This is a genomic window from Burkholderia sp. ABCPW 111 (assembly GCF_000773065.1).
Classification (GTDB): domain Bacteria; phylum Pseudomonadota; class Gammaproteobacteria; order Burkholderiales; family Burkholderiaceae; genus Burkholderia; species Burkholderia savannae.
This window is the reverse complement of sequence record NZ_JPWT01000132.1, coordinates 47,075-69,687: the sequence shown is the minus strand read 5'-3', so window position 1 is coordinate 69,687 and position 22,613 is coordinate 47,075. Positions and strand designations below refer to the sequence as shown.

Sequence of the window (22,613 nt, the reverse complement as noted above, 5' to 3'; positions counted from 1 at the left end):
CCCGTCAGCGCCCGCTGCCGAGCGCCTGCGCGGCCGGCATCGGCTCGTACGGCGTCTCGCGCGATGTCGGCTGCGCGGCACGGCGCGCGCGCGCGACCGCGATCACGCCGTACGCCGCGATGCTCACGACGACGAGGATGAACAGCGCCGCGAGCGCCGCGTCGACGTAGTCGTTGAAGATGATCCGCTGCATTTGCGCAAGCGTCTTCGCGGGCGCGAGCACCTTGCCGTCGGCCGCCGCCGCTTGCAGCTTCGCCGCATGCGCGAGGAAGCTGACCTTCGGGTTCGAATCGAACACCTTCTGCCAGCCGGCCGTCAGCGTGCAAATCAGCAGCCACGCGGTCGGCACGATCGTCACCCACGCGTAACGCTCGCGCTTCATCTTGAACAGCACGACGGTGCCGAGCACGAGCGCGATCGCGGCGAGCATCTGGTTCGAAATGCCGAAAAGCGGCCACAGCGTGTTGATGCCGCCGAGCGGATCGACCACGCCCTGATACAGGAAGTAGCCCCACGCGGCCACGCACAGCGCGGTCGCGATCAGGTTCGCCGGCAGCGATTCGGTGCGCTTCAAGGCCGGATGGAACGTGCCGAGCAGGTCCTGCAGCATGAAGCGGCCCGCGCGCGTGCCCGCGTCGACCGCGGTCAGGATGAAGAGCGCCTCGAACAGGATCGCGAAGTGATACCAGAACGCCATCATCGCCTGGCCGCCGATCACCTGGTGCAGGATCTGCGCCATGCCGACCGCGAGCGTCGGCGCGCCGCCGGCGCGCGCGATGATCGTCGTCTCGCCGACGGCCTTCGCCGTTTCGGTCAGCATGTCGGGCGTCAGCATGAAGCCCCATTGCGTGACGGTCTGCGCAACCGCCTCCGGCGTCGTGCCGAGCACGGCCGCGGGCGCGTTCATCGCGAAGTACACGCCCGGCTCGATCACGCACGCGGCGACGAGCGCCATGATCGCGACGAACGATTCCATCAGCATCGCGCCGTAGCCGATGAAGCGCGCGTTGGTTTCGTTGTCGAGCAGCTTCGGCGTCGTGCCCGACGCGATCAGCGAGTGGAAGCCCGACACCGCGCCGCACGCGATCGTGATGAACAGGAACGGGAACAGGTTGCCCGACCAGACCGGGCCCGTGCCGTCGACGAACTTCGTGAGCGCCGGCATCTTCAGCTCCGGCGCGACGATCAGGATGCCGATCGCGAGGCCGACGATCGTGCCGATCTTCAGGAACGTCGACAGATAGTCGCGCGGCGCGAGCAGCAGCCACACCGGCAGCACCGACGCGACGAAGCCGTAGCCGATCAGAATCCACGTGAGCTGCGTGCCGCTGAACGTGAACCACGCGGCGAGCGTCGGCGAATCGTGCACGTGCTGGCCGTACGCGATCGACGCCATCAGCAGCACGAAACCGATGATCGACACTTCGCCGATGCGGCCCGGCCGGATGTAGCGCGTGTAGACGCCCATGAAGAGCGCGATCGGAATCGTCGCGGCGACGGTGAACGTGCCCCACGGCGAATTCGTCAGCGCCTTCACGACGATGAGGGCGAGCACCGCGAGAATGATCACCATGATCAGGAACGCGCCGAACAGCGCGATCACGCCGGGCACCGCGCCGAGCTCCATCTTGACGAGATCGCCGAGCGAGCGGCCGTCGCGGCGCGTCGAGATGAACAGCACGATGAAATCCTGCACCGCGCCCGCGAACACGACGCCCGCGAGAATCCACAGCATGCCGGGCGTGTAGCCCATCTGCGCGGCGAGCACGGGGCCGACGAGCGGGCCCGCGCCCGCGATCGCGGCGAAATGGTGGCCGAACAGCACGTATTTGTTGGTCGGCACGTAGTCGAGGCCATCGTTGAACTTGACGGCGGGGGTCATCCGCAGGCCGTCGAGCTGGACGACCTTGCTCGCGATGAAGCGGCTGTAAAAGCGATACGCGATCAAATACACGCAAACGGCGGCGATCACGATCCATAGCGCGCTGACCCGCTCGCCGTGCGCGAGCGCGATCGTGCCGAACGCGAACGCGCCGAGCAGCGCGACGGCGATCCAGAGCAAATAACCGGAAGCCCGATTCATGGCGTCTCCTGTCTATTTTTTCGAAATATGCGCGGCGGGGAGCCGCGCGCAACGACGGCAAGCGTCACGCTCCGTCGGGACGTAGCGATGGGGCCATATTGTTCGCCTTCGATGCAAACCTAACAAGCGCATGACTACGTACGGCATCTACGTAGCATTGCGTAGGGGTTTGCGAGGGGGTGAGCGCCGTTCGATTCCTCGGAATATAAAACCGAACGGCGACAAAGGAAATCGCCGCCTCGCCGGCGCGCTGCGGCGCGACACTATGGTGCAAAACGCGTGAAGACGAAATCGCGATCCTTCACGCGGGCCTGATGGCACGCGAAGCAGGTCCGATGCTGCGCTTCGTCGGCCGGTGCGCCGTTGACGAAACGGCCGAAGCCCCAGCCTCCCGTCGACGCATACCGGCGCGAATCCTTGACCATCACCTGCACCGTCGTCGCCTGGCCCGGCACGGTCGCGGATTCGAACTCGGCGGACGGCTTGCGCTTGTACGCGAGCTTCACGAGCATCGCGCCGTCCGGAAACGGCAACGTCGCATGCTCGATCGCCTTCACGGCGGCGGGATTGCCGAGCACCACGCGCAGCTCGTCGAGCGGCGCCGCCTCTTCGGCCGGCGCGATCATCTCCCACTTCCGATAGCCTTCGGGAAGCGTCACACCGTAGATCGGCGACGCGGCCGGCTTCGATGCGTCCGCGAACGCGCCGCCGCCCCGCACCGCGAACAGCAGAAACGCGCCTGCGGCGAGCGCGCGGGCCATTCGAAAACTTCGCTTCGACATCGACTATCCTCCTCGCGTCACAGATGCGCGACTTGCAGGATCGCGTCGGCGAACGCCTTCGGCGCCTCCTGCGGCAGGTTGTGCCCGACGCCGCCCGCGACGTCGCGATGCAGATACTTGCCGACGAACTTCTTCGCGTAAGCGGCGGGCTCGGGATGCGGCGCGCCGTTGGCGTCGCCTTCGAGCGTGATCGTCGGCACCGTGATCGCAGGCGCGGCCGCGAGACGCGCCTCGAGCGCGTCGAATCGACGCTCGCCCTGCGCGAGCCCCAGACGCCATCGATAGTTGTGGATGACGATCGCCGCGTGATCAGGATTCCGGAACGATTGCGCCGAGCGTTCGTACGTCGCGTCGTCGAAACGCCACTTCGGCGACGCGAGCTGCCAGATCAGCCGGTTGAAATCGTCGCGGTTCGCCGCATAGCCGGCCGCGCCGCGCTCGGTTGCGAAATAGAACTGATACCACCACGCGAGCTCGGCCTTCGGCGGCAGCGGCTTGCGGTTCGCCTCCTGGCCGCCGATCAGATAGCCGCTCACCGACACGAGCGCCTTGCAGCGCTCGGGCCACAAAGCCGCGACGATGGCCGCCGTGCGCGCGCCCCAGTCGAAGCCGCCGAGCACGGCCTGATCGATCTTCAGTGCGTCCATCAGCGCGACGATGTCGGCGGCGATGACCGCCTGCTGGCCGTTGCGCGGCGTGTCGTCCGACAGCAAGCGCGTCGAGCCGTAGCCGCGCAGGTACGGCACCACGACGCGATAGCCGGCCGATGCGACGAGCGGCGCCACGTCGGCGAAGCTGTGGATGTCGTACGGCCATCCGTGCAGCAGGATGACGGCCGGACCGTCCTTCGGCCCGGCTTGCGCGTAGCCGACGTTGAGCGGGCCGGCGTCGATCTGATGGATCGTGTCGAACGTCGCGGCGTTCGCGGCGTTCGGGGCGTTCGGGACGTTCGGGACGTTCGGGGTGCTTGAATCGCCCGTTGCGCCGCTCGCGCCCGCCGAGCGCGGCGCGGACTGCGCGCGGGCGAGCCCGTCGAGACCGAGGTTCATCACGCCGACGCCCGCGAGCGCGGTTCCCATCAGCCGGCGGCGCCGGACGTTTATCGCATTGGACATGATCAGTCCTCCTTCAAGGTTGCCGGAAAACGCCGCATCGCATGCGGCGGCGAAATGCGCGGCGCATGGCGCGCCGCATGAACAGGCGATCGATCGGCATTGCGCGGCATCGCTCGGCCTCCCGGAACGAAGCAATGCATCGAATCGACGGACTGCGAACCATCGGCGTCACCGGACACGCGGGCCGCGCCCGCATTCGCGGAACGGCGGGCGCGAGCCGGGCCGGCAGGCGGACGTCGCGCGCACCGGTGACGTGCAATCGAATGGAAATGGAAACGGAAACGAACTAACGCATCGCCGCGCGAAACGCCCCGAAGGTCTGCCCGTTCGGCCGGAGGCGAATGTCCGGATCGAGGCGCGCCCACGCGAGATCCGCGGGATCGGCGGCCATCGGCCCCGGCGCTTTCGCGACGAGGATCGCCTCGGCGATCGCTTCGAAGTCCGCACGAAAATGAACCGAGCTCTTGTTCACGACGATCCGCATCCGCTCGGGCTCGATGCCCGCGACACGGAACTGGTTGCGCTCGAAGGTCTGCATCTTGTTCGTGCTCACCGCGATCCTGACGCCTTCGATGCGCAGGCAGGCCACCGCGCCGAGATCGCCGCGCGCGCCGTTGAACATCGGGCCGTCGAAACGAAAACACCCGTCGGACAGATGCTCGACCTCGAAATCGGCCGCGAGCGGCGCATCGCCGCGCACGCCCGAGCGGCCGCCGAGGCTCAGGCCGATGCGCGCGCCGACGCCCGCGCGGTGCGCGGCGGCCGCGGCGTCGGGGTCCCAGATCACGCCCACCGCCGCGTCCGTCGCCGCGCGGCGAAGCAGCGCCCGCACCATGCCCATCGTGTCGGCGTCGCCGCCCGCGCCGGGGTTGTCCTGCGTGTCGGCGATGACGACGGGTTTCGTCGCGCCGCGGCTCAGGCGAATCGCTTCGGCCACGGCGGCGTCGGGCGTCAGGAACGGCACGCCCCAGCGCGTTTCGTCGTCGACGAGTTTCGCGCACAGCACGTCGACCGCACGCTCGGCCGCGTCGCCATCGAACGCGTGCGCCCACACCGTGGGCCCGCATTCCGGAAAATCGGCGGCCGGAAAACCCGGAGCGAACGACATCGATACGACGCCGTCCCGTTCGAGTTGCGCGAGCAATCGATACGCGCCGCCCGCGGGCTCCGCGTGCGTGCACATGCCGTTGATCGGGATCAGGAACGGCAGCCGGCGCATCGCGCAATGCAGCGGCCGGCGTTCGGACACGATTCGCTCGAGCACCTGCGCGGCGCGCTCGCCGGTTGCCGCCATGTCGACGTGAGGATAGGTGCGATACGCGACGAGCGCGCTCGCGTGCGCGGCCATCCGCGCGGTGACGTTCGCGTGCAGATCGAGCGACGCGACGATCGGCATCCGGCTGCCGACGATCCGCCGCACGCGCGCGAGGATCTCGCCTTCGCCGTCGTCGTGCTGCTCGGTGACCATCGCGCCGTGCAGGTCGAGATAGATCGCGTCGAACCCGCCCGCCTCGACCGCGGCGACGATCTCGCCGCCGATCCGCTCGAACGCGTCGGCCGTGACGTGCGCGGACGGGCACGCGCCCGCCCAGATCACGGGCAGCAGCGCGTGCCCGTTCGCCTGAGCGGCCCGGATGAAGCCGCCGACCGGCACGTTGACGTCGCGCAGCGACAGCACGTCCGCGCCGCGCGCCAGCGGCGGAAAGCCTTCGCCGCGAACGAAGCTCTGATACGACGCCCGCGTCGGCGCGAACGTATTGGTCTCGTGCTGGAAGCCTGCAATCAGAATGTTCATTTCGCCTTTCCGTGTGGAGGACGGCATCTCGTGCGTGCCTTCGCCGGACGATCGCTGCATGGCGTTCATGTTGGCAGCGCATGGCGCTACTAGCAAGAGCAACTAAGTTCACATATCGTTGACTCGTGAGCAACGACAGATCGACACGGGAGCCCTCGATGCGAGACATCAACCTCCAGCGCCTTCGGTACTTTCATGAAGTGCTGACGCACGGCACCATTCGCGGCGCAGCGGAGCACATCAACACGTCGCCGTCCGTCATCACGCGGCAGATCAGGCTGCTCGAGGAAGAGCTCGGCACCGCGCTGTTCGAGCGGCAGGCGCGCGGCGTGCGGCCGACTGAGGCCGCCGCGCATCTGCTCGAGTTCTGGCGGGGCTACCGGTCGCAACAGGAAAAGCTCGAAGACCAGCTTCACGCGCTGAAGGGCCTGCAGCAAGGGCACATCCGGATCGTCGTCAGCGAAGGATTCGTCGACACGCTCGTCGACGACGTGCTGGCGCCGTTCTGCGCGACATACCCGAAGCTCGCGATCGGCGTGGACATGCTGGCGGTCGATTCGATTCTCGAAGAGGTCGCGCAAAGCCGCGCGCACATCGGGCTCGCGTACAATCCGCCGCCCCATCCGCAGATCGCGTATCGCGCGAGCTCGCCGCAGCCGGTCGTGCTGTTGCTGCGGCGCGATCACCCGCTCGCGCGGCGCAAGCGGCCGGCGGCCATCGACGATCTTCGCGCGTACCCGCTCGCACTGATGCCGCCGACGTTCGGCATCGGTCACGTGGTGAAGATGCTGGAGCTGGCCGAGAACGTCGCGATCCGGCCGACGTTGACGACGAATTCGCTGACGGCCTTGAAGCGCATCGTCACCGCGGAGAACTTCATCACGCTGATCGGCGAGTTCGCCGCCTATCGGGAGATTGCGAACGGCGAGCTGACGACGGTGCCGATCGCGCATCCGCTATTCGAGGGGACGCATGCGCGGGTGCTCGTCAAGTCGGGACGGCCGCTCGCGCCCGGTCCGCTCGAATTGCTCAAATGGATCGAGACTCGGTTGGCGGTGTTTTCGGGGCCGGCTGCCGGCGGCGGCGAAAAACGAAAGAGTCGACACGGCAAGCATTGAATGCTTGCATTCAGTGCTTGCTTCGTTTTGTCACGGTGGCTGACATGGGCGAACGCGTCGATTGCAATGGGATTCACGGGCCACACGAGGAGCCGCGGAGATCCATGGTTTTCCTTGGCGGCCCTCAGGCGTCGCTGCCGGCCTTGCGTCGCGAGCCACGGAGCGCCATCGGCAATCCTGCGACATTGGCGCGTCAGCAAGAACCTCGTATTCGCCGCGAACGTATCGCGTTCGCACAAACAACGCCATCGCGCGCATGACCGTGACGAGTATCACCGGCGCATCGAATGGCGAACTCGCAACCGTCGCGGGTGGCTCATCGGGGCCGCGATGCGGCTTGGCCCAGCTTGTCGCAAACGCCTCCGCTCGAAATCGGGCAACTCCGATGGCGGCTCGAAATTCGCGAGACGCACCGGCCGAGCGGTTGCGGGCGGTTGCGAGCGGTTCCGGGCGGACGGCTCCGGTCCGCACGATAGGAATGTCTGCCATGTTCGGCAACCTGTTCTTATCGAGCCTGAACAGCAGACCGGACCTTACCAGCACGGGGACGTAATAGTCGCCGGCGATCACGACGTCGTACCCACGGCGTGTCGACCATGATGATGCAAGCGACGCAGCGTTGCCCTTGCTGCTTGAGCATCGCCTGTGCGAGCAAATCGGCACGGGCCGGTCGCCCGGCCGATTCGCCATCGTGAAGCCCGCCCCATGGGCGGCGGTGAAACACTGATCGCAGATTCCGTTCATCGCCGTGAATCTGCGTGACCGACAACACCGCCGCGTCGAGCGGATTCTTGTTGCGTGTGACGATTCCTTGCAGCGCGGTCAGGATCTGCACGACCGAGAACACCAGATCGCAGCCGAGATGCGGTATCGCGCCATGGCGGCCGGCGCCGCGCACGTCGATCCGGAACAGGCTCGTCGACGCCTTCAACAGCCCCGGCCGCACCGCGAAGTGCCCGGCCAGTTGCGCAGACCGAACGCCGCGTCTTTATGCATGTGTCGTGCTGCCACTCTATGACGCCGCCGGAAAAGCGCGGATTGCGACCGCCGTCGACACCTCCCCCCTCTTCGATTTCGCTGACTTTCTTTTCGATTCCGATCGGTCAATTGATTTTTCTCACTGTAGCGCCGACGAAACACATCGCTGCATTTCCATTTCATCTAGACTATTATCTGGCGCCAAGAAATTCCATTCAAATTGATTTTGAATGACCATTCTTCGGAATCCATCTCTCGAGTTAGTCCGATTTCTATTGATATAGATTGTTGACGCAGGCTGCGTGGCACGGGTGGCCGGAGTCGTTCTGCCGTCGTCTTTTGCCGGCAACGACCTCGTCAATCTTTCTGGATCGACTTCCCTGAGACTGTTGAGGCGGCATCGCCGCATCTGATGACGAGACAATTGACTCATTCAAAATTCATTGCACGATTGTTTTTCAGTTCAATAAATTTCTGAAATTCTAAAATCAAATAAATCAACATTTCTTTGGAAAATTCATTTCCATTGATTTTCCGCATATATCACGCATTCATCATCCATGTCTGAATCCGTATTTCGCCCGTTGCTGGAAATTTCCCGCCGTCAAGACGTGCTGTTCTGTCTTGCGCTGGCCACCTTCGAACTGCTCGCCCATCTCACCAGCGATATGGTGATGCCCACGATGTTGCAGGTCACCCACGACTTGTCCGCCGCGCGGCACCACGCGCCTGTCGCACTCCATGCCTTCCTGTTCGGCGACATCGCGTTCCAATGGCCGCGGGGGCCGCTGTCGGACCGCATCGGCTGCTGGCCGTTGCTGCTCACCGGCACTCTAGTGTTCGCAGCCGCCTGCCTGGCCGCGGTCGCCAGCCGGCATATCGGCGGCTTCAACCTGCTGCGCTTCGTCAAGGGCACCTTTTCGTCGTGGTCAGCTACCCGGCGCTGCAAGAGACCTTTGCCGAGCGCGACGCGGTACGGCTGATGGCGCTGTTCGCCGATATCGCGCTCCAGTCGCCACTCGCCGGACCGTTGGCCGGCACGCTGCTGCTGCGGGCACTGTCGTGGCGCGAGCTGTTCGTCGCGATCGGCGCCGTTGGCGCGCTGGTCACACTGGGCCTGTGGCGCTGTATGCCGGAAACGGCGCGCGCCGCGCCGCCGCCCCGGCCGCCGCGCGCGTGGGCGGTGCTTGCCCACTACGCGACGCAGCCACGTCATCGAGACCCCGTGTACGGCAGCCTCACGCTCGGCCTGTTGCCGCTGCCGCCGATCGTGTCGATCGGCCTGCCGCCTCGGTTGATCCGCGATCCGGGGTACGGCGGGCTGGCCTACGGACTCTGGCAGCTTTCCGTGTTCGGCGCCGTGATCGCCGGCAACCTGGCATTGAACCGGCTCACCGTCCGGCCCGACGTGTCCCGCTTGCTGCGCATCGCGCTGTACCCGGCTACCGCTGGCTTGCTACTGCTGGGCGCCGTCGTGCCGCTGTCACACACGCTGCCACTGCTGCGTGCCGGCCTCTCCGTCCACCCATTCGGCGTGGGCCTGGGTAACGCGACGCCTTATCGGCTGACGCTATACAGTACCGACGAGGCCACGGGCAGCGTCGCCGCGCCGCTCGGCATGCCGTCCGTCGCGATGCCGGCGGCCGGCGGCGCAGCCCTCGCGTGGGTCCGCGCCGGGGATTCGCCGACCCGCTTCGGCATCAGCGTCAGCCTGGTCTCGCTGCTGGTCTCGCTGCTGGCCGCGCCGCTGCTCTGGCGCGTGCTGCGCCAAGCGCGCCCTGCTCCCACCGTCGCCCGATTTCCACCTTCCCCGCTCCCCCTCTCATGACTACGCTGCCCCATGTGGACGCGCTCTGCGCGCTCGAACACCCATACCGCGCCGACGACGCCTGCGACCGCCTGTTCGACGCCGCGATGCGCGAACTGGTCGCTTACCACTGCGACGCAAGCCCCGGCTACCGCCGCTGGCTGGAGCGGAACGGCTGTCCGCCCGCGGACCTGGGCGCACTGTCCGATTGGTCGGCATTGCCGCCGATCTTCGCCAACTACTTCAAGCGCAATCTGCTGCTCAGCGAAACCGGCCAGAACGCACTCGAGCTGACCTCGTCCGGCACCACCGGCCAGAAGAGCCGCATGCGCTACGACGCGCGCAGCATGGGCGCCGCCCAGCGGATGGTGGACCGGGTCTTCGAGCATTACGGCTGGCATACGCCGGATCAACCTTGCAACTACGTGCTGCTCAGCTACGAACCCCGCGGCGCGATCACGCTCGGCACGGCCTATACCGACCAGTTCCTGTGCAAGTACGCGCCGGTCAATCACGCGGTCCATGTGCTTCGCCATACCGGCACGGGTCATGAGTTCGACCCGTTTGGCGCGATCCGCGCGCTGCAGCGTTTCGCCGACGAAGGCCTGCCGGTGCGCATCTTCGGTTTTCCCGCGTTCCTGTGGTTCACGCTTCGGCGCATGGGCGACATGGGCGTCCCGCCGCTGACGCTGCATCCCGACTCGCTGGTGTTTCTCGGCGGCGGCTGGAAAACCCATGCGGATGCCGCGATTCCAAAGCCCGAGCTGTATCGCCGCCTGGGCGAACAGCTCGGCGTGCCGGATTCGCGCTGTCGCGACGGTTATGGCTCGGTCGAGCATCCGGTGCCCTACGTCGAGTGTGCCCGCCATCGCTTTCACGTGCCGAGCTGGGCGCGCGCGTGGGCCCGCGACACCGCCACGCTGGCCCGGCTGCCCTATGGTGCGCCGGGCTTTCTCCACCTGGCGTCGCCCTTCATTTCCTCCAGCCCGGCGCACAGCCTGCTGTTGAGCGACCTGGCCGTGTTGTGGCCGGCCGAGCGCTGCGGCTGCGGCGCGCCCACCGACTGGTTCGACCTGCTGGGCCGCGCCGGCACCAGCAAGAACCGGAGCTGCGCGATGGCGGCATCCGAACTGATCAAGGAGCGTTGACATGTACCTGCTTCACGGCGTGCTGCACGCCGACCACGACCTCGACACGGCGCTCGCGCTGCTGCGCGAACGGCTCGCCGACACGCTCGCCGATCCGCTCGACAGCGAGACCGTGCTCGCCTGCGCCGAACGTTTCGCCGAGGCGCTGCAGGAAGGCGCGCCGTCGGCGCTGCCGGACACCGCCGCGCGCGCCGAACTGGCCGCGTTCTGCCGGCGCCCGGCACTGCAAGCCAAGCTCTCGCGGGAATTGGGCGAGCAGCCCGGCTCGCTGCGTCGTCCGGATTACCGCGAGCCACGCTTCGAAGCATGGCGGCCACTCGGCGTGGTGCTGCACGTGACGCCCGCCAACGCCGCACTGCTGCCCTTCATGGCCGTGCTGGAAGGTCTGCTGGCGGGCAACATCAACTGGCTGCGCCCGAGCAGCCGCACCGACGACCTGAGCGCGCGCCTGCTCGCCGAACTGCTGCGACACGACGCGAGCGGCCGGCTCGCCGCGCACATCGCCGTGCTGCCGGTGCCGAGCGCGCGACTCGGTGCGTTGCTGGCCTGCGCCGACGGCGTGTCCGCGTGGGGCGGCGCCACGGCGCTCGCGGCCCTGCGCGCGCAATTGCCGCCCGGTTGCCGCTGGATCGACTGGGGGCACCGGATCAGCTTCGCCTACCTGGCTCCGGACGCCCTCAGCGACGCGCAACTCGACGCGCTCGCCGACGACGTGTGCCGCCACGACCAGCAGGCCTGCTCCAGTCCGCAGGCCGTGCTGGTGGACAGCGACGATCCGGCGACGCTCGACACGCTTGCGCGCCGGCTCGCCGCCGCGCTGCGACGCCGGGCGCCCCATTGGCCCGCGCTGCGCGCGGATCGGCAGGAGGCAGCGGAGATCAGCACCCGCATGGCCTTCCATCGGCTGGACCAGGCGTTCGCCGACGCGCCGGGCGAGGTCATCGACGGCGACGGTTGGCGGATCGCGTGGACCTTGCGCGAGGAATTGACGCCATCGCCGCTGTTCCGCACCGTCGAGCTGCGCCCGGCCCCGCGTGCGAGACTGGCCGGCATCCTGCGCCCGTGGCGCACTCATCTGCAAAGTTGCGGACTGGTCGCCGCCGCCCGCGTGCCCGAGCTGAGCCGGCTGCTGCTCGCGGCGGGCGTGAGCCGCATCACGCCCGTCGGTCGCATGCACGACGGTTATGCCGGCGAGCCGCACGACGGCGCCTATGCGCTGCAACGCCTGTCGCGCCGCGTGTCGGTGAGCCTCGACCCCGCCACGCTGCCCGGCCACGCCCACCTGGACGCACCGCCTGCCATGCCGGAAGGCCTGCACGCGTCGCCGGTGATGGACAAGGCCGCGTTCCAACACCAGCCCGATCACGCGCGGGCGCAACTCTACTTCCGGAGCGGCGGCAGCAGCGGCACGCCCAAGCTGGCCCGCTTCAGCTATCGCGACTACCACCGCCAGATGCGCGCCGCGGCCGACGGCCTGTTCGCCGCCGGACTGGACCCCGCCACCGATCGGGTGATGAATCTCCTCTACGGCGGCAATCTGTACGGCGGCATGCTCAGCTTCTTCACGATCCTCGAAGCGCTCGGGGTGCCGCAGTATCCGATGGGCGGCCCCGTCGACGATGATTTCAGCGAGATCGCCCGGCTGATCGTCGAACAGCGCATCGACACGCTGATCGGCATGCCGGGCACCGTGCACCGGCTGTTCGAACGCGAAAGCGACGCGCTGCGCCGCTACGGCGGGGTGCGCAAGGTGTTCTGCGGCGGCGAGCATGTCAACGCCGGGCAACGCACGTATCTGGCGAGCTTCGGCGTCGAGCTGATTCGCTCGGCGATCTACGGCTCGGTGGACGCCGGTCCGCTCGGCCATGCGTGTGCGAGCTGCGCCGACGGCGAGTTCCACCTGCTGGCGGACACGCAATGGCTGGAAGTGCTGGAGCCTGCGCGCGACGTCCCTGCCGCGCCGGGCGAGACCGGCCGGCTGGTGTTCACGTCGCGCCACCGCGAAGCCCAGCGGGTGCTGCGCTACGACCTGGGCGACCTGGGCCGGTGGTTACCGGGTGTCTGCCCATGCGGGCTGGAGACGCCGCGCTTCCGGCTCGCCGGCCGCCATGGCGCGCTGTTGCGGGTCGGCACGATCTTCGTCGATCCGGAGCAACTGAGCCGGCCCATCGGCCAGCCGATGCAGTGGCTGATCGATCGTGATGACGGTGGGCGCGACCGCATCCGGCTGCTCGTCGACGGTGATCCGGCCTCGATCCGCGCACGCGTGCTGGACGACGCCATGCTGAACCAGGTCGTGAGCGGCGGGCTGCTGCGCCTCGAGGTGAGCGCCGTTGCGGCCGCCGCGTTCCAGCGCCATCCACACAGCGGCAAGACGCCGTTCGTCATGGATCTGCGCGGCTGAACTTCCGTCGTCCATACATTGCTCATCACCATGCATCCACGCCTCATTCCCCTCGTCGAGCATGCGCGCGCGCATTCGCCTCACTACCGCGCGCTGTACCGTGCGTTGCCCGCCCACGGCTGGCGCCTGACCGACCTGCCGACGATCGATCCCGCCGATTACTGGCGGGATTCGCAGGACCTGACGCGCTGGCGCGCGCTGACCGCCGCGCCGAACGACGGCCACGTGTTCAAGACCGGCGGCTCCACCGGCGACGGCAAGCTGTCGGTGTTCAGCCGCGCCGAATGGCGCGCGTTCGTGCAGGCGTTCGGCGCGGGCCTCGCGCACCAGCTGCGCGACGGCGACCGGGTCGCCAACCTGTTCTTCGCGGGCGACCTCTACACCAGCCTGTTGTTCATCCACGGCGCGCTGTCGCATGCGCCCGTGGCCCTCGTCGAGTACCCGTTCACCTGCCATGTCGACCACGACGTGCTGGCGGCCGCGATTCGCCAGCACCGCATCAACGTCCTGGCCGGCGTGCCGGCGCAGTTACTGCGTTTCGCCCGTCACCTGGCGGCGCATGGCCACACCTTGCCGGACGTGCGGGCAGTGCTCTACGGCGGCGAGACCTTGTTCGACGAGCAGATCGCGCTGCTCGCACAGGTATTGCCGCGTGCCCGCGTCGGCTCGGTGGGCTGCGCAAGCGTCGACGCGGGCCTGATCGGCTATGCCGATCAGGCTTGCGGGCACGGCGAGCATCGCGTGTTCGACGACGACAGCATGATCGAGATCGTCGACGAGGAGAGTGGTGAGCCCATCGACGAAGCCGGGCGCCGGGGCGTCCTGCTGGTCACCAACCTGCAGCGCCGGTTGATGCCCGTGATCCGTTATCCCAGCGGCGATCTCGCGTGCTGGCGCGAACCGCCCGGCCCCGCGCGCAAGTTCGCGCTGCTCGGGCGCGCCGCGCATGGCCACCGGGTCCGTGTCGGCACGCTGTCGCTGTTTCCGGAGGCGCTCGGGCGCGTGCTCGACGCAGCATGCGCGCTGCTGGGGTGGCAACTGGAAGTCGCGCGCGCGGACGGCGTGGATTGCCTGACGCTGCTGCTGGCGGCGCGCGCGCCGCTGGATCTCGAACGAATCCGCGATGCCGTATTCATGGCTCAGCCGGCGATCGCGGCACTGTGCGCCGAACAGCAATTGCGCGTGGCGCTACGGCAGACGCCACTGGAACGGATGCGTACCCATCCGCGCTCGGGCAAGCTGCTGCGGATCGTCGACCAGCGCGACTACGCGCATGCGGAGGCCTGGCGATGAGCGAGCGCGATCCGCTGGAGGCATTGGTGCGCGACTATCAGGCGGCCGATGCCGAACCCGTCAGCGCGTTGTTTCGCGCGGTCTATGGCGAGCATTACGTGTATCCGGACGTCTATCTGCCGAGCCGGATTCACGCGCACAACGTCAGCGGCCGATGGCGCTCGGCGGTGGCGGTCCGCGACGGGCGGCTGCTGGGCCACGCGACATTGTGGCGGGATGCGGCGCGGCCCGGGCTGGCGGAACTGGCGCTGAACGTTGTGCATCCGGACGCGCGCGGCCAGCGCATCGCGAGCCGGCTCGCCCGTCATCTGCACGCGACGGCGGGACGGCTCGGCGTCGGCATGGTGACGATCAAGCAGGTCTGTTCGCATCCGCGCAGCCAGCATGTCGCGCTGGCGCTGGGGTTTCGCAGCACGGCGCTGCTGATCGACTACGTCGAATCGCCGTTCGGGCAGGCGGAACGGGAGAGCATCGTGGTCGGGTGCCTGCCGCTGCGTGCGTGGCCTCTGCCTCGGCTCGACTGGCCGGCGCACTGGCGCGCATGGCTGGACAGTTTGCGCGCGGCGTTCGGCGAGGCGCCGCCGGCACCGGACTCCGCCGCGTCGGACTTCACGCTGACGCGGGACGGCTTGCGGGTCGTGCTGGAGACGTCGCGGGCAAGTGAAGCGCAGATCGCCGAGATTGCCGCGCTGCCCGCGCGTTCGTTGCTCGATCTGAGCTTGCCGGCCACGGCGGAAAATGTGGCGCACGCGCCCGTGTTGACGCGCGGCGGATTCCGTTTCGGCGGCTTGTTGCCCGCCGCGAACGGCGGCTGGCGGCTGCTTTGGCTGCGCGGACGGGGGCCACGGGAGCTACATCTGTGCGATCGTCAAGGCAAGCGTTTGTATCGGCTCTATGCGGAGGCGGAGCCAGGTGCGCGCGAATCAGGGAATCGCTGTCCATGAATTAGGCCTCGGCGTGCGGCGGTCGTTGCTCGAAGTGGATCACGTTGCGGCGCGCGAATGTCACGCGCTCACCGAGCAAAAAGCCTCGGCGCGCCCGCGCGCGACGCCGGCCGGCGAGCAGACGGATTTCGTCGCAACGACGGAGATCGGGAACGGCCCGATTCGGCGGCACCGCGCGCAGCGGGTCCGGCACGGCGTCTCGATCATCGAGGCCGACGCCGGTCGCCGGGGCGGCCGATGAGCCCCGCGCCGCGCGACATCGCATCGCGCCGCGACGAAGGCCGCTCGCGGATCAAGCCGCGCCGATGCGTTGCACCGCGATCGACGCGACGTCGACGCGGCGCGGCAGGATCGCGTCGCGCACCGCGCGATCGGCCACCTGCTGCAGCGTCGCGATGTCGGCCGCGCCGACCGCCCGCTGCGCGAGCGCCGCGCGGCGCGTGATGTCCGCCGCCGTGTCGAGCGACAGACGCGTGAGCGCCGCATAGACCTTCGCGTATTCGTCCGGATGCGCGAGCGCCCAGCGCCCCGCCCGTTCGAGCCGCGCGAGCGCGTCGGCGAGCGCCGCGCGCTTCGCGCGGTCGTCGAGCGTACCGACGGGCGACGTCAGGAACGCGAGGCCCGAGTTGATGCCGCCGCCGTCGCGCACGACGCGCGCGCCGCGTCTCACGACATGCCCGTAATACGGATCGAACGTCGCCCAAATATCGATACGCTTCGCCTCGAACGCGGCGAACGCATCGACGGGCAGCACGAATCTCACGTCGACGTCCTGCCGAGACAGCCCGCGCTCGGCGAGCGCGCCGTAAAGCTGGTACTGCGAAATGCTGCCGCGCGCGGACGATACGACAACCGTGCGCCCCTTCAGGTCGGCCACGTCGCGCACCGGCGAATCGGGCTGCACGACGATGCCGAGCGACGCCGGCGAGCCGACGCGCGTCGCGACGATCCGCAGCGCCGGATCGCCGAGCGCGGCGGTGAGCACCGGCAAGTCGCCCGCGGGCGCGAGGTCGATCGCGCCCGCGCGTTGCGCTTCGAAGAGCGGCGCCGCGCCCTGGAAATTCGCCCAGCGGAATCGATACGGCGTGTCGTTCAGCACGCGCGCCGCCTCGGCGAGCGCACGCAGGCCGCCCGCCTGATCGCCGAGCACGAGCGTGACGCCGGACACGTCGACGCCCGCCGTCGCGGCCGCCGCCCGCTGCGCCGCCGTTGTCGGCGCAACGCGGCCGGCGAGCGCCGCGGCCGACGCGACGGCAAGGCAGCGCAACGCGCGGCGGCGGGCGGCGAACGGCGGCGGGAAAGCGTGACGATTCATCGGCGGAAGCCTCTCGAACGAATGTCGCCGCGCACGATCGCACGACCGACGAAACGCCAAGCTTATGGAATCGCCCGAAGCGGAACAAACATCGATTTGCGAAATGCTTATTGCAAAGCGCTATCCGGCAATGAGCGACGTGCGCGGACATCGCGCCGCACGCATCGCACTCATCTCACTCATCGCACTCGCCGCGTGCGGCCCGCATCGCGCGCAGTCCGCACGCTCACGCGTCGCCACACGCGCTCGACCGAACGCCGCAGCACTCGGCGCCGCGTCCCGGCGGTCTCGACGCCGCACGCGCGCGGCTCATCCGCGCGGGCGCATCGTCAGGCGCATCGAGATTCGGTTCGTCGAGCAGCGCGACAGGCCGCGCGACGTAGTCGCACGGCGTGAGCCCGACCGCCCGCCGGAAATGCCGGCCGAGGTGGCTCTGGTCGAAGAAGCCGACTTCGGTCGCGACGACGGAAGGCGGCACGCCCCGCAGCAACAGATCCTGCGCGCGACGTATCCGCACGCGGCACAGATAGCGATGCGGCGACAGGCCCACTTCGTCTCGAAAGCGCGCCGCGAATCGCGACACGCTCAGGCCCGCGACGTCCGCGAGCATGTGCAGATTGAGCGGCTGCGCGAAGTGCGTGTCGATGAAGCGCAGCGCGCAGCACACGGCGCGCGATACGGGGCGCGACTCGGGACGCGATACGGCGCGCGACTCGGGACGAGACCCGTGACGAGACTCCGGGCGTGCCCCAGGGCGCGCCGCCGCGCACGCCGCAGCGGGCGCGGCGGCGTCGATGCGATCCGGAACGTTCGCCATGCGCGCTCCGTCACGCCGCCGCGTGCGCGACCGTTGGCGGCGACACGAAGCGCGCGATCGAAAACGGCTCGATCGGGGTGCGCGTCGCGCCGCTGTCGATCAGTTCGGCCATCGTATCGCCGACGCCCGGCCCGAGCTGGAAGCCATGCCCGCAAAAGCCGAATGCGTAGTAGAGGCCGTCGACCTTCGCGCTGCGTCCCATGATCGGGCGATCGTCGGGCATGTAGCCTTCCACGCCGCTCCACACGCGGATGATGTTCAGCCGCGCGAGCGCGGGCGCGACGCGCGCGAGCTGGCGAAACTGCAGCAGCGTGCTTTCCGGCAGCACCTTCGCGCGGCGCTCGTCGAGATACGCGCTCGCGCGCGCGCAGCCGCCGATCACGATGTTGCCGCGCTCCACCTGCCGGAAGTACACGACTTCCTCGATGTGCGGCGACGATACGCCGACCACCGGCCGGATCGCGTACGGCACGGGCTCGGTGACGGCCATCTGCGGGCCGTTCACCTCGATCGGCACCGCTTCGCCGAACTGCGCGCTCAACTGGCTGCCCCACGCGCCCGCGGTCACGAGCAGATTCGGCGCGCAGAACACGCGGCCGTCGGCGGTGCTCGCGCGGAACGTGTCGCCGTCCTTCTCGACGGTCACGATCGCGGTGTTCTCCTCGATCCTCGCGCCCGCGCGCGCCGCCGCGCGGCCGAACGCCGGCGCCGCGAGCCGCGGGTTCGCATGGCCGTCCATCTCCGAATGCGACGCGCTCAGGATCTCGGGGCCGAGAAACGGAAACTTCGCGCGCATCGCCGCGCCCCGGTACAGATCGAGCTTCAGCCCGTAATGGCTCGCTTCCTTCGCGTAGGCCTCGAACGTGTCGTCCTGCTCCTGCCGGTAGCACACGCGAATGTGCCCGGTCTGCAGGAACTCCGCGCTGTGTCCGATCAGCTCGGGCAGCCGCCCCCAGATCTCGCGCGACCGGTTCGCGAGCGGCAGTTGCGGCAGGTAGCGGCCCTGCCGGCGCACGTTGCCGAAGTTCGTGCCGCTCGCCTGCTGTCCGATCAGCGCGCGTTCGATCAGGATCACCGAACGTCCGCGCCGGCGCAGGAAGAACGCGGCCGCCGCGCCCATGAAGCCGCCGCCGACGATCACCACATCCGCATCGGCCCGCATCACGATTCCTCCACTGTTTCGTCCGTCGCGCGGGTGCGCGGCGTGTCCTCGCTCGCGCGCGTGGCGATCGCGAGCGGCTTGACGGGCGCCTGCCCGCGCAACCGGCCGACCGCCTCGAGCGGCAGCTTCGTCGCGTCCGCGATCACCTCGGCCGCCGCGTGGCCGCAATAACGCCCCTGGCAGCGCCCCATGCCGACGCGGCTGAACGCCTTCGCGCGATTCGCCTCGCACGCGCCCTCGTCGCGGATCACGCGGCGCAGCTCGCCCGCGCTGATGCCCTCGCAGCGGCACACGATCGTATCGTCGGACAGTTGCGCAGCCTGCCGCGCGGGCCACGGAAACGCTTGCGCGAGGCCCGCGCGAAAGCGGTCCATCTTCGCGAGCGTGCGTTGCAGCGCGGCGATCCGGCGTTCGTCGACCGCACGCCCGAGGTCCTTCAACGCGGCGAGCGCGGCGAGCTCGCCCGCCGCCTCCGCGCCGTCCGCGCCGAGAATGCGCGCGCCGTCGCCCGCCAGATAGACGCGCTCGACGGTCGCCCGCCCCATGTCGTCGCGCTGCGGCAGCCACTGGCGCGTGCCGGCGTCGAAGCGGAACGCGCACCCCGCGAGATCGGCCAATTGCGTCTCGGGCCGCAGGTGATAGCCGAGCGCGACCGCATCGCAGCCGATGCGGCGGGCTTCGCCGCGCGCATCGCGATAGCTCACGCCCGTCACGCCGCACGCGTCGCCGCCGTGGATTTCGACGGGCGTCACGCCGGTTTCGATCGTCACGCCGCGCTCCTTGAGCGACGCGACGAGCCGCGCTCCCTTGAACAGCGCGTCGGGCCGCGCGAGCAGCTTCGGCAGCGCGCGCAGCCGGTTGCGCGCGGGCGACGTGTCGAGCACCGCCGCGACGTTCGCCCCCGCCTGCACGTACTGGCTCGCGACCAGATACAACAGCGGCCCCGTGCCCATGAACACGACTTCCGAGCCGATCGCGCACGCCTGCGCCTTCAGCGCGATCTGCGACGCGCCCAGGCTGTATGCGCCCGCGTATTGCCAGCCCTTCACGGGCATCAGCCGATCGGTCGCGCCGGGGCAGAGGATCAGCGCATCGTACGGATGGCGCGCCGAGCAACCCGCGCGCATCGTGTAGAGCGCGCCGCCCGACACGTTCCACGCGAGCGTGTCGGGCGAGTAGTCGACCATCGCGCGCAGCCGCTCGAACGTGCCGTGCAGATCGAGCGCGCGTCGCGCCTCGGTGCCGTACAGCTTCGCATACGGCCGCGAGAACTGTTCGGGCTGCCGACGATAGATCTGCCCGCCGTCGCGGCGCCCTTCGTCGATCACGAGCGCTCGCACGCCCGCCTCCGCCAGCGCCGCCGCGCAGCGCACGCCCGCCGGCCCCGCGCCGACGACGATCACGCGAGGTTCGGCCATTGCGCCTCCGGCTGTCGCGTGACGACGTCGAGCGACGCGTCGACGAGCGTCGTGCACGCGCGCACGCGCCCGCCGTCGGCCGTCCATACCCAGCAGTCCTGACAAGCGCCCATCAGGCAGAAGCCCGCGCGCGCCTCGGGGCCGAATTCCGATTGCCGGACATGGCCCGTGTGGCAAAGCATCGCCACGAGCAGCGTGTCGCCTTCGAGCGCGTCGACCGCCCGCCCGTCGACGCGAAACGTCACGGTTGCGCGTTCGGTTTCGGCCAGCCGAACGAATCGCGATTTCATGGGTGCCCTCCAGTCGCTCCGCGTGAACGAAGCGCATCGTGATCGGAAGCGGCGCGGCGCGCGCCGGGCGTCGTCGGCTTCAATGCAGGATGTCCTGCAGGCGATAGTACGCACCGACGAACGGCAGGAACCACGCGTGCCCGAAGTGGCCCGGCATCGCCGGCCAGTCGAGCTCGCGCCACGGGTTGCTCGCGGCCGCGCCGTACAGCACGTCCGCCATCACGCGGCCCATGTGCACCGACATCTGCACGCCGTGGCCGCTGTAGCCCATCGAGTAGTACAGCCCTTCGTGCTGGCCCGCGCGCGGCAGGCGGTCGGCCGTGATGTCGACGAGGCCGCCCCAGCAATAGTCGAGCCGCACGTTCGCGAGCTCCGGAAAATACGCGGCCATCCCCGCTCGCAGGATGTCGCCGCTCTTCGCGTCGGAGTGCGGATTCGACAGCGCGAAGCGCGCGCGGCCGCCGAACAGCAGGCGATCGTCGGGCGTCACGCGAAAGTAGTTGCCGATGTGGCGCGTCGTCACGTACGCGCGCCGGTTCGGAAACAGGCGATCGAGCTGCGCCTTCGGCAGCGGCTCGGTGACGACGATGAAGCTGCCGACGGGCGCGATGCGGCGGCGGAACCACTGGAACGGGCCGAGCTGCGACGCGCCCGTCGCGACCAGCACGCGATCCGCGCGAATCGTGCCGCGCGTGCTCGTGATCTCATGGCGCTCGCCGTCGAGGCGCTTCAACTGCGTGACTGCCGCGTGCTCGTAGACGCGCGCGCCGCGCGCGACGGCCGCGCGCGCGAGCCCGACGCCGAACTTGCCCATGTGCATCTGCGCGCCGGTACGTTGCAGCAGGCCGCCGTAGAAGCGGTCCGAGCCGACTTCGTCGCGCATGTGCGCGGGTTCGATCAGCTCGACGTCCGGATCGACGTCGCGGCGCAGCAGCTCGAAAGTCTTCGCGAGCCCGGCGAAATGCTGCGGCTTCGCCGCGAGCTTCAGCTTGCCGGTGCGCAGGAAGTCGCAGTCGATCGCATGCTCGGCGACGATCGAATCGACGGTCGCGACGGCGCTCGCATAAGCGCGATAGAACGCCTGCGCGCGCGGCGCGCCGACGCGCGCGGCGAGCGCCGCGTAATCCTGCGCGAGCCCGGTGTTGCACTGGCCGCCGTTGCGCCCGGAGGCCTCGGCCGCGATCTGCCCCGCTTCGAGCACGACCGCCTGCACGCCGCGCTTCGCGAGTTCGAGCGCGGCCGACAGCCCGGTGAAGCCGCCGCCGATCACGACGACGTCCGCGCGCCCTTCGACGGGCGCCTCGCAGCCTTCGCAAAATTCCGGGCGCGTATCCAGCCAGTACGATTCGAATTTCATCGGTTCCTTCACACGATTGACCCACGCAGGCGAGCCGGCGTCGCGCGACGCCGGCTCGCGCCGATCACAGCCCGACGACGCCCGCGAGGCCGCCGATGTCCTTGATCTCGGTGTAGCCGTAGAACGGCGTTGACGGCTCATGGCCGCGCGCGACGAACACCTTGTTCCGGATGCCGATGTCGTGCGCGGACATCAGGTCGTAGCGCAGACTCGACGACACGTGCAGGATGTCCTCCGGGCCGCAGCCGAGGTTGTCGAGCAGATATTCGAACGCCAGCAGCCGCGGCTTGTACGCCTGCGCCATCTGCGCGGTGTACACGCGATGGAACGGCGCGCCGAGCTTGTCGACGTTGCGCTGGATCTGATCGTTCGACGCATTCGACAGGATCACGAGCGGAATCTCCTTGGCGACCTTCGCGAGCCCTTCCGGCACGTCCGGATGCGGGCCCCAGGTCGGCACCGCGTCGTAGAACTTCTGCGCCTCGGCGTCGTCGTACGCGATGTGCCAGCGCTTGCAGGTGCGGCGGACCGCGTTCTTCACGACGTCCTGATAGGGCTTCCATGCGCCGAGCACTTCGTCGAGCCGGTACGCGGCGAAGTCCTTGACGAACTGCTCCATGTTCTCGGCGCTCACGCGATCGGCGAACAGCTCGCGCGCGAGGTCGCCCATCCGGAAGCGCGTGAGCGTGCCGTAGCAGTCGAACGTGATGTATTTGGGCTTGAATCGGGTCATGTCCTTGTCCTGTAGCTTGTCCAGTAATCAGCAAAACCAGGCCCGTGCGACGGG

19 protein-coding genes and 2 pseudogenes are annotated in these 22,613 nt (G+C 68.8%); 8 read left to right on the top strand and 13 right to left on the bottom strand.

Going from position 1 to position 22,613, the window contains the following annotated elements; translation table 11 throughout:
* Positions 1-4: 4 nt before the first annotated feature.
* The 4 genes from X946_RS28530 to X946_RS28515 all read right to left on the bottom strand — a co-directional run bounded on the left by X946_RS28530 (position 5) and on the right by X946_RS28515 (position 5,775).
* A complete protein-coding gene (locus X946_RS28530; protein WP_038755154.1) occupies positions 5-2,083 on the bottom strand; it encodes a carbon starvation CstA family protein in 2,079 nt (692 codons plus the stop codon).
* A 263-nt stretch (positions 2,084-2,346) separates the two neighbouring features.
* A complete protein-coding gene (locus X946_RS28525; protein WP_038755152.1) occupies positions 2,347-2,865 on the bottom strand; it encodes a cytochrome P460 family protein in 519 nt (172 codons plus the stop codon).
* Between the two features lie 17 nt (positions 2,866-2,882).
* Complete coding sequence (locus X946_RS28520) at positions 2,883-3,980, bottom strand: alpha/beta fold hydrolase (RefSeq protein ID WP_038755150.1); 1,098 nt, start codon at positions 3,978-3,980, stop codon at positions 2,883-2,885.
* Positions 3,981-4,266: 286 nt separating this feature from the next.
* Positions 4,267-5,775 (bottom strand): M81 family metallopeptidase, encoded by a 1,509-nt coding sequence (locus X946_RS28515; RefSeq protein ID WP_038755277.1) that lies wholly within the window; start codon positions 5,773-5,775, stop codon positions 4,267-4,269.
* A 158-nt stretch (positions 5,776-5,933) separates the two neighbouring features.
* Here X946_RS28515 and X946_RS28510 point away from each other — a divergent pair, with 158 nt between their 5' ends.
* Positions 5,934-6,893: a LysR family transcriptional regulator gene (locus tag X946_RS28510; RefSeq protein WP_038755148.1), complete on the top strand. Its 960-nt coding sequence runs from the start codon at positions 5,934-5,936 to the stop codon at positions 6,891-6,893.
* A 477-nt stretch (positions 6,894-7,370) separates the two neighbouring features.
* On the opposite strand, the pseudogene X946_RS34790 reads toward X946_RS28510, so the two are convergent.
* Positions 7,371-7,475: pseudogene (locus X946_RS34790) on the bottom strand (extracellular solute-binding protein); the annotation flags it as partial.
* Between the two features lie 157 nt (positions 7,476-7,632).
* A pseudogene (locus X946_RS32755) lies at positions 7,633-7,958 on the bottom strand (amidohydrolase); the annotation flags it as partial.
* A gap of 473 nt (positions 7,959-8,431) precedes the next feature.
* Between X946_RS32755 and X946_RS29670 the strand changes: the two are divergent.
* Genes X946_RS29670 through X946_RS35375 form a run of 7 tightly spaced genes read left to right on the top strand, consistent with a single transcriptional unit; the run spans position 8,432 to position 15,708 of the window.
* Positions 8,432-8,854: an MFS transporter gene (locus X946_RS29670; RefSeq protein WP_152611868.1), complete on the top strand. Its 423-nt coding sequence runs from the start codon at positions 8,432-8,434 to the stop codon at positions 8,852-8,854.
* Positions 8,797-9,699, top strand: a complete 903-nt coding sequence (locus tag X946_RS28505) for a hypothetical protein (protein WP_152611867.1) — start codon at positions 8,797-8,799, stop codon at positions 9,697-9,699. The genes X946_RS29670 and X946_RS28505 overlap by 58 nt, the downstream gene beginning before the upstream one ends.
* The gene (locus tag X946_RS28500) at positions 9,696-10,826 is read left to right on the top strand and encodes a LuxE/PaaK family acyltransferase (protein ID WP_038755145.1); all 1,131 of its coding nucleotides are present in this window, start codon (positions 9,696-9,698) and stop codon (positions 10,824-10,826) included. Before X946_RS28505 ends, X946_RS28500 begins: the two co-directional genes overlap by 4 nt.
* Before the next feature lies 1 nt (position 10,827).
* Entirely contained in the window at positions 10,828-13,230 is a 2,403-nt protein-coding gene (locus X946_RS28495; protein WP_038755142.1) for an acyl-CoA reductase, read from the top strand.
* Between the two features lie 18 nt (positions 13,231-13,248).
* Positions 13,249-14,523, top strand: coding sequence for a phenylacetate--CoA ligase family protein (locus X946_RS28490; protein ID WP_197422298.1), 1,275 nt, complete (start codon positions 13,249-13,251; stop codon positions 14,521-14,523).
* Positions 14,520-15,467, top strand: coding sequence for a GNAT family N-acetyltransferase (locus tag X946_RS28485; RefSeq protein WP_052145218.1), 948 nt, complete (start codon positions 14,520-14,522; stop codon positions 15,465-15,467). The genes X946_RS28490 and X946_RS28485 overlap by 4 nt, the downstream gene beginning before the upstream one ends.
* Positions 15,468-15,492: 25 nt before the next feature.
* Positions 15,493-15,708 carry a hypothetical protein gene (locus X946_RS35375; protein ID WP_038755136.1) on the top strand — a complete coding sequence of 72 codons (216 nt, stop codon included), beginning with the start codon at positions 15,493-15,495 and terminating at the stop codon, positions 15,706-15,708.
* Between the two features lie 51 nt (positions 15,709-15,759).
* Here X946_RS35375 and X946_RS28475 read toward each other — a convergent pair whose 3' ends face one another.
* The 7 genes from X946_RS28475 to X946_RS28445 form a co-directional block, all read right to left on the bottom strand.
* Positions 15,760-16,782 carry a PhnD/SsuA/transferrin family substrate-binding protein gene (locus X946_RS28475; protein WP_038755133.1) on the bottom strand — a complete coding sequence of 341 codons (1,023 nt, stop codon included), beginning with the start codon at positions 16,780-16,782 and terminating at the stop codon, positions 15,760-15,762.
* Between the two features lie 226 nt (positions 16,783-17,008).
* A complete protein-coding gene (locus tag X946_RS32750) occupies positions 17,009-17,449 on the bottom strand; it encodes a helix-turn-helix transcriptional regulator (protein ID WP_226377256.1) in 441 nt (146 codons plus the stop codon).
* A gap of 160 nt (positions 17,450-17,609) precedes the next feature.
* Positions 17,610-18,761 carry an NAD(P)/FAD-dependent oxidoreductase gene (locus X946_RS28465; RefSeq protein ID WP_186448668.1) on the bottom strand — a complete coding sequence of 384 codons (1,152 nt, stop codon included), beginning with the start codon at positions 18,759-18,761 and terminating at the stop codon, positions 17,610-17,612.
* Positions 18,761-20,179, bottom strand: coding sequence for an FAD/NAD(P)-dependent oxidoreductase (locus X946_RS28460; RefSeq protein ID WP_052145217.1), 1,419 nt, complete (start codon positions 20,177-20,179; stop codon positions 18,761-18,763). The genes X946_RS28465 and X946_RS28460 overlap by 1 nt, the downstream gene beginning before the upstream one ends.
* Complete coding sequence (locus X946_RS28455; RefSeq protein WP_038755128.1) at positions 20,161-20,469, bottom strand: (2Fe-2S)-binding protein; 309 nt, start codon at positions 20,467-20,469, stop codon at positions 20,161-20,163. The genes X946_RS28460 and X946_RS28455 overlap by 19 nt, the downstream gene beginning before the upstream one ends.
* Positions 20,470-20,548: 79 nt before the next feature.
* Positions 20,549-21,826, bottom strand: a complete 1,278-nt coding sequence (locus X946_RS28450; RefSeq protein ID WP_038755125.1) for an NAD(P)/FAD-dependent oxidoreductase — start codon at positions 21,824-21,826, stop codon at positions 20,549-20,551.
* Between the two features lie 64 nt (positions 21,827-21,890).
* Positions 21,891-22,559 (bottom strand): haloacid dehalogenase type II, encoded by a 669-nt coding sequence (locus X946_RS28445; protein ID WP_038755122.1) that lies wholly within the window; start codon positions 22,557-22,559, stop codon positions 21,891-21,893.
* Positions 22,560-22,613 lie beyond the last annotated feature (54 nt).

Coding starts and splice junctions, on each gene's coding strand:
- X946_RS28450 (WP_038755125.1), bottom strand. CDS start 21,826: ATGAAATTCGAATCGTACTGGCTGGATACGCGCCCGGAATTTTGCGAA.
- X946_RS28510 (WP_038755148.1), top strand. CDS start 5,934: ATGCGAGACATCAACCTCCAGCGCCTTCGGTACTTTCATGAAGTGCTG.
- X946_RS29670 (WP_152611868.1), top strand. CDS start 8,432: ATGTCTGAATCCGTATTTCGCCCGTTGCTGGAAATTTCCCGCCGTCAA.
- X946_RS28500 (WP_038755145.1), top strand. CDS start 9,696: ATGACTACGCTGCCCCATGTGGACGCGCTCTGCGCGCTCGAACACCCA.
- X946_RS28465 (WP_186448668.1), bottom strand. CDS start 18,761: ATGCGGGCCGATGCGGATGTGGTGATCGTCGGCGGCGGCTTCATGGGC.
- X946_RS28525 (WP_038755152.1), bottom strand. CDS start 2,865: ATGTCGAAGCGAAGTTTTCGAATGGCCCGCGCGCTCGCCGCAGGCGCG.
- X946_RS28455 (WP_038755128.1), bottom strand. CDS start 20,469: ATGAAATCGCGATTCGTTCGGCTGGCCGAAACCGAACGCGCAACCGTG.
- X946_RS28520 (WP_038755150.1), bottom strand. CDS start 3,980: ATGTCCAATGCGATAAACGTCCGGCGCCGCCGGCTGATGGGAACCGCG.
- X946_RS28530 (WP_038755154.1), bottom strand. CDS start 2,083: ATGAATCGGGCTTCCGGTTATTTGCTCTGGATCGCCGTCGCGCTGCTC.
- X946_RS28495 (WP_038755142.1), top strand. CDS start 10,828: ATGTACCTGCTTCACGGCGTGCTGCACGCCGACCACGACCTCGACACG.
- X946_RS28515 (WP_038755277.1), bottom strand. CDS start 5,775: ATGAACATTCTGATTGCAGGCTTCCAGCACGAGACCAATACGTTCGCG.
- X946_RS28445 (WP_038755122.1), bottom strand. CDS start 22,559: ATGACCCGATTCAAGCCCAAATACATCACGTTCGACTGCTACGGCACG.
- X946_RS28475 (WP_038755133.1), bottom strand. CDS start 16,782: ATGAATCGTCACGCTTTCCCGCCGCCGTTCGCCGCCCGCCGCCGCGCG.
- X946_RS28485 (WP_052145218.1), top strand. CDS start 14,520: ATGAGCGAGCGCGATCCGCTGGAGGCATTGGTGCGCGACTATCAGGCG.
- X946_RS28460 (WP_052145217.1), bottom strand. CDS start 20,179: ATGGCCGAACCTCGCGTGATCGTCGTCGGCGCGGGGCCGGCGGGCGTG.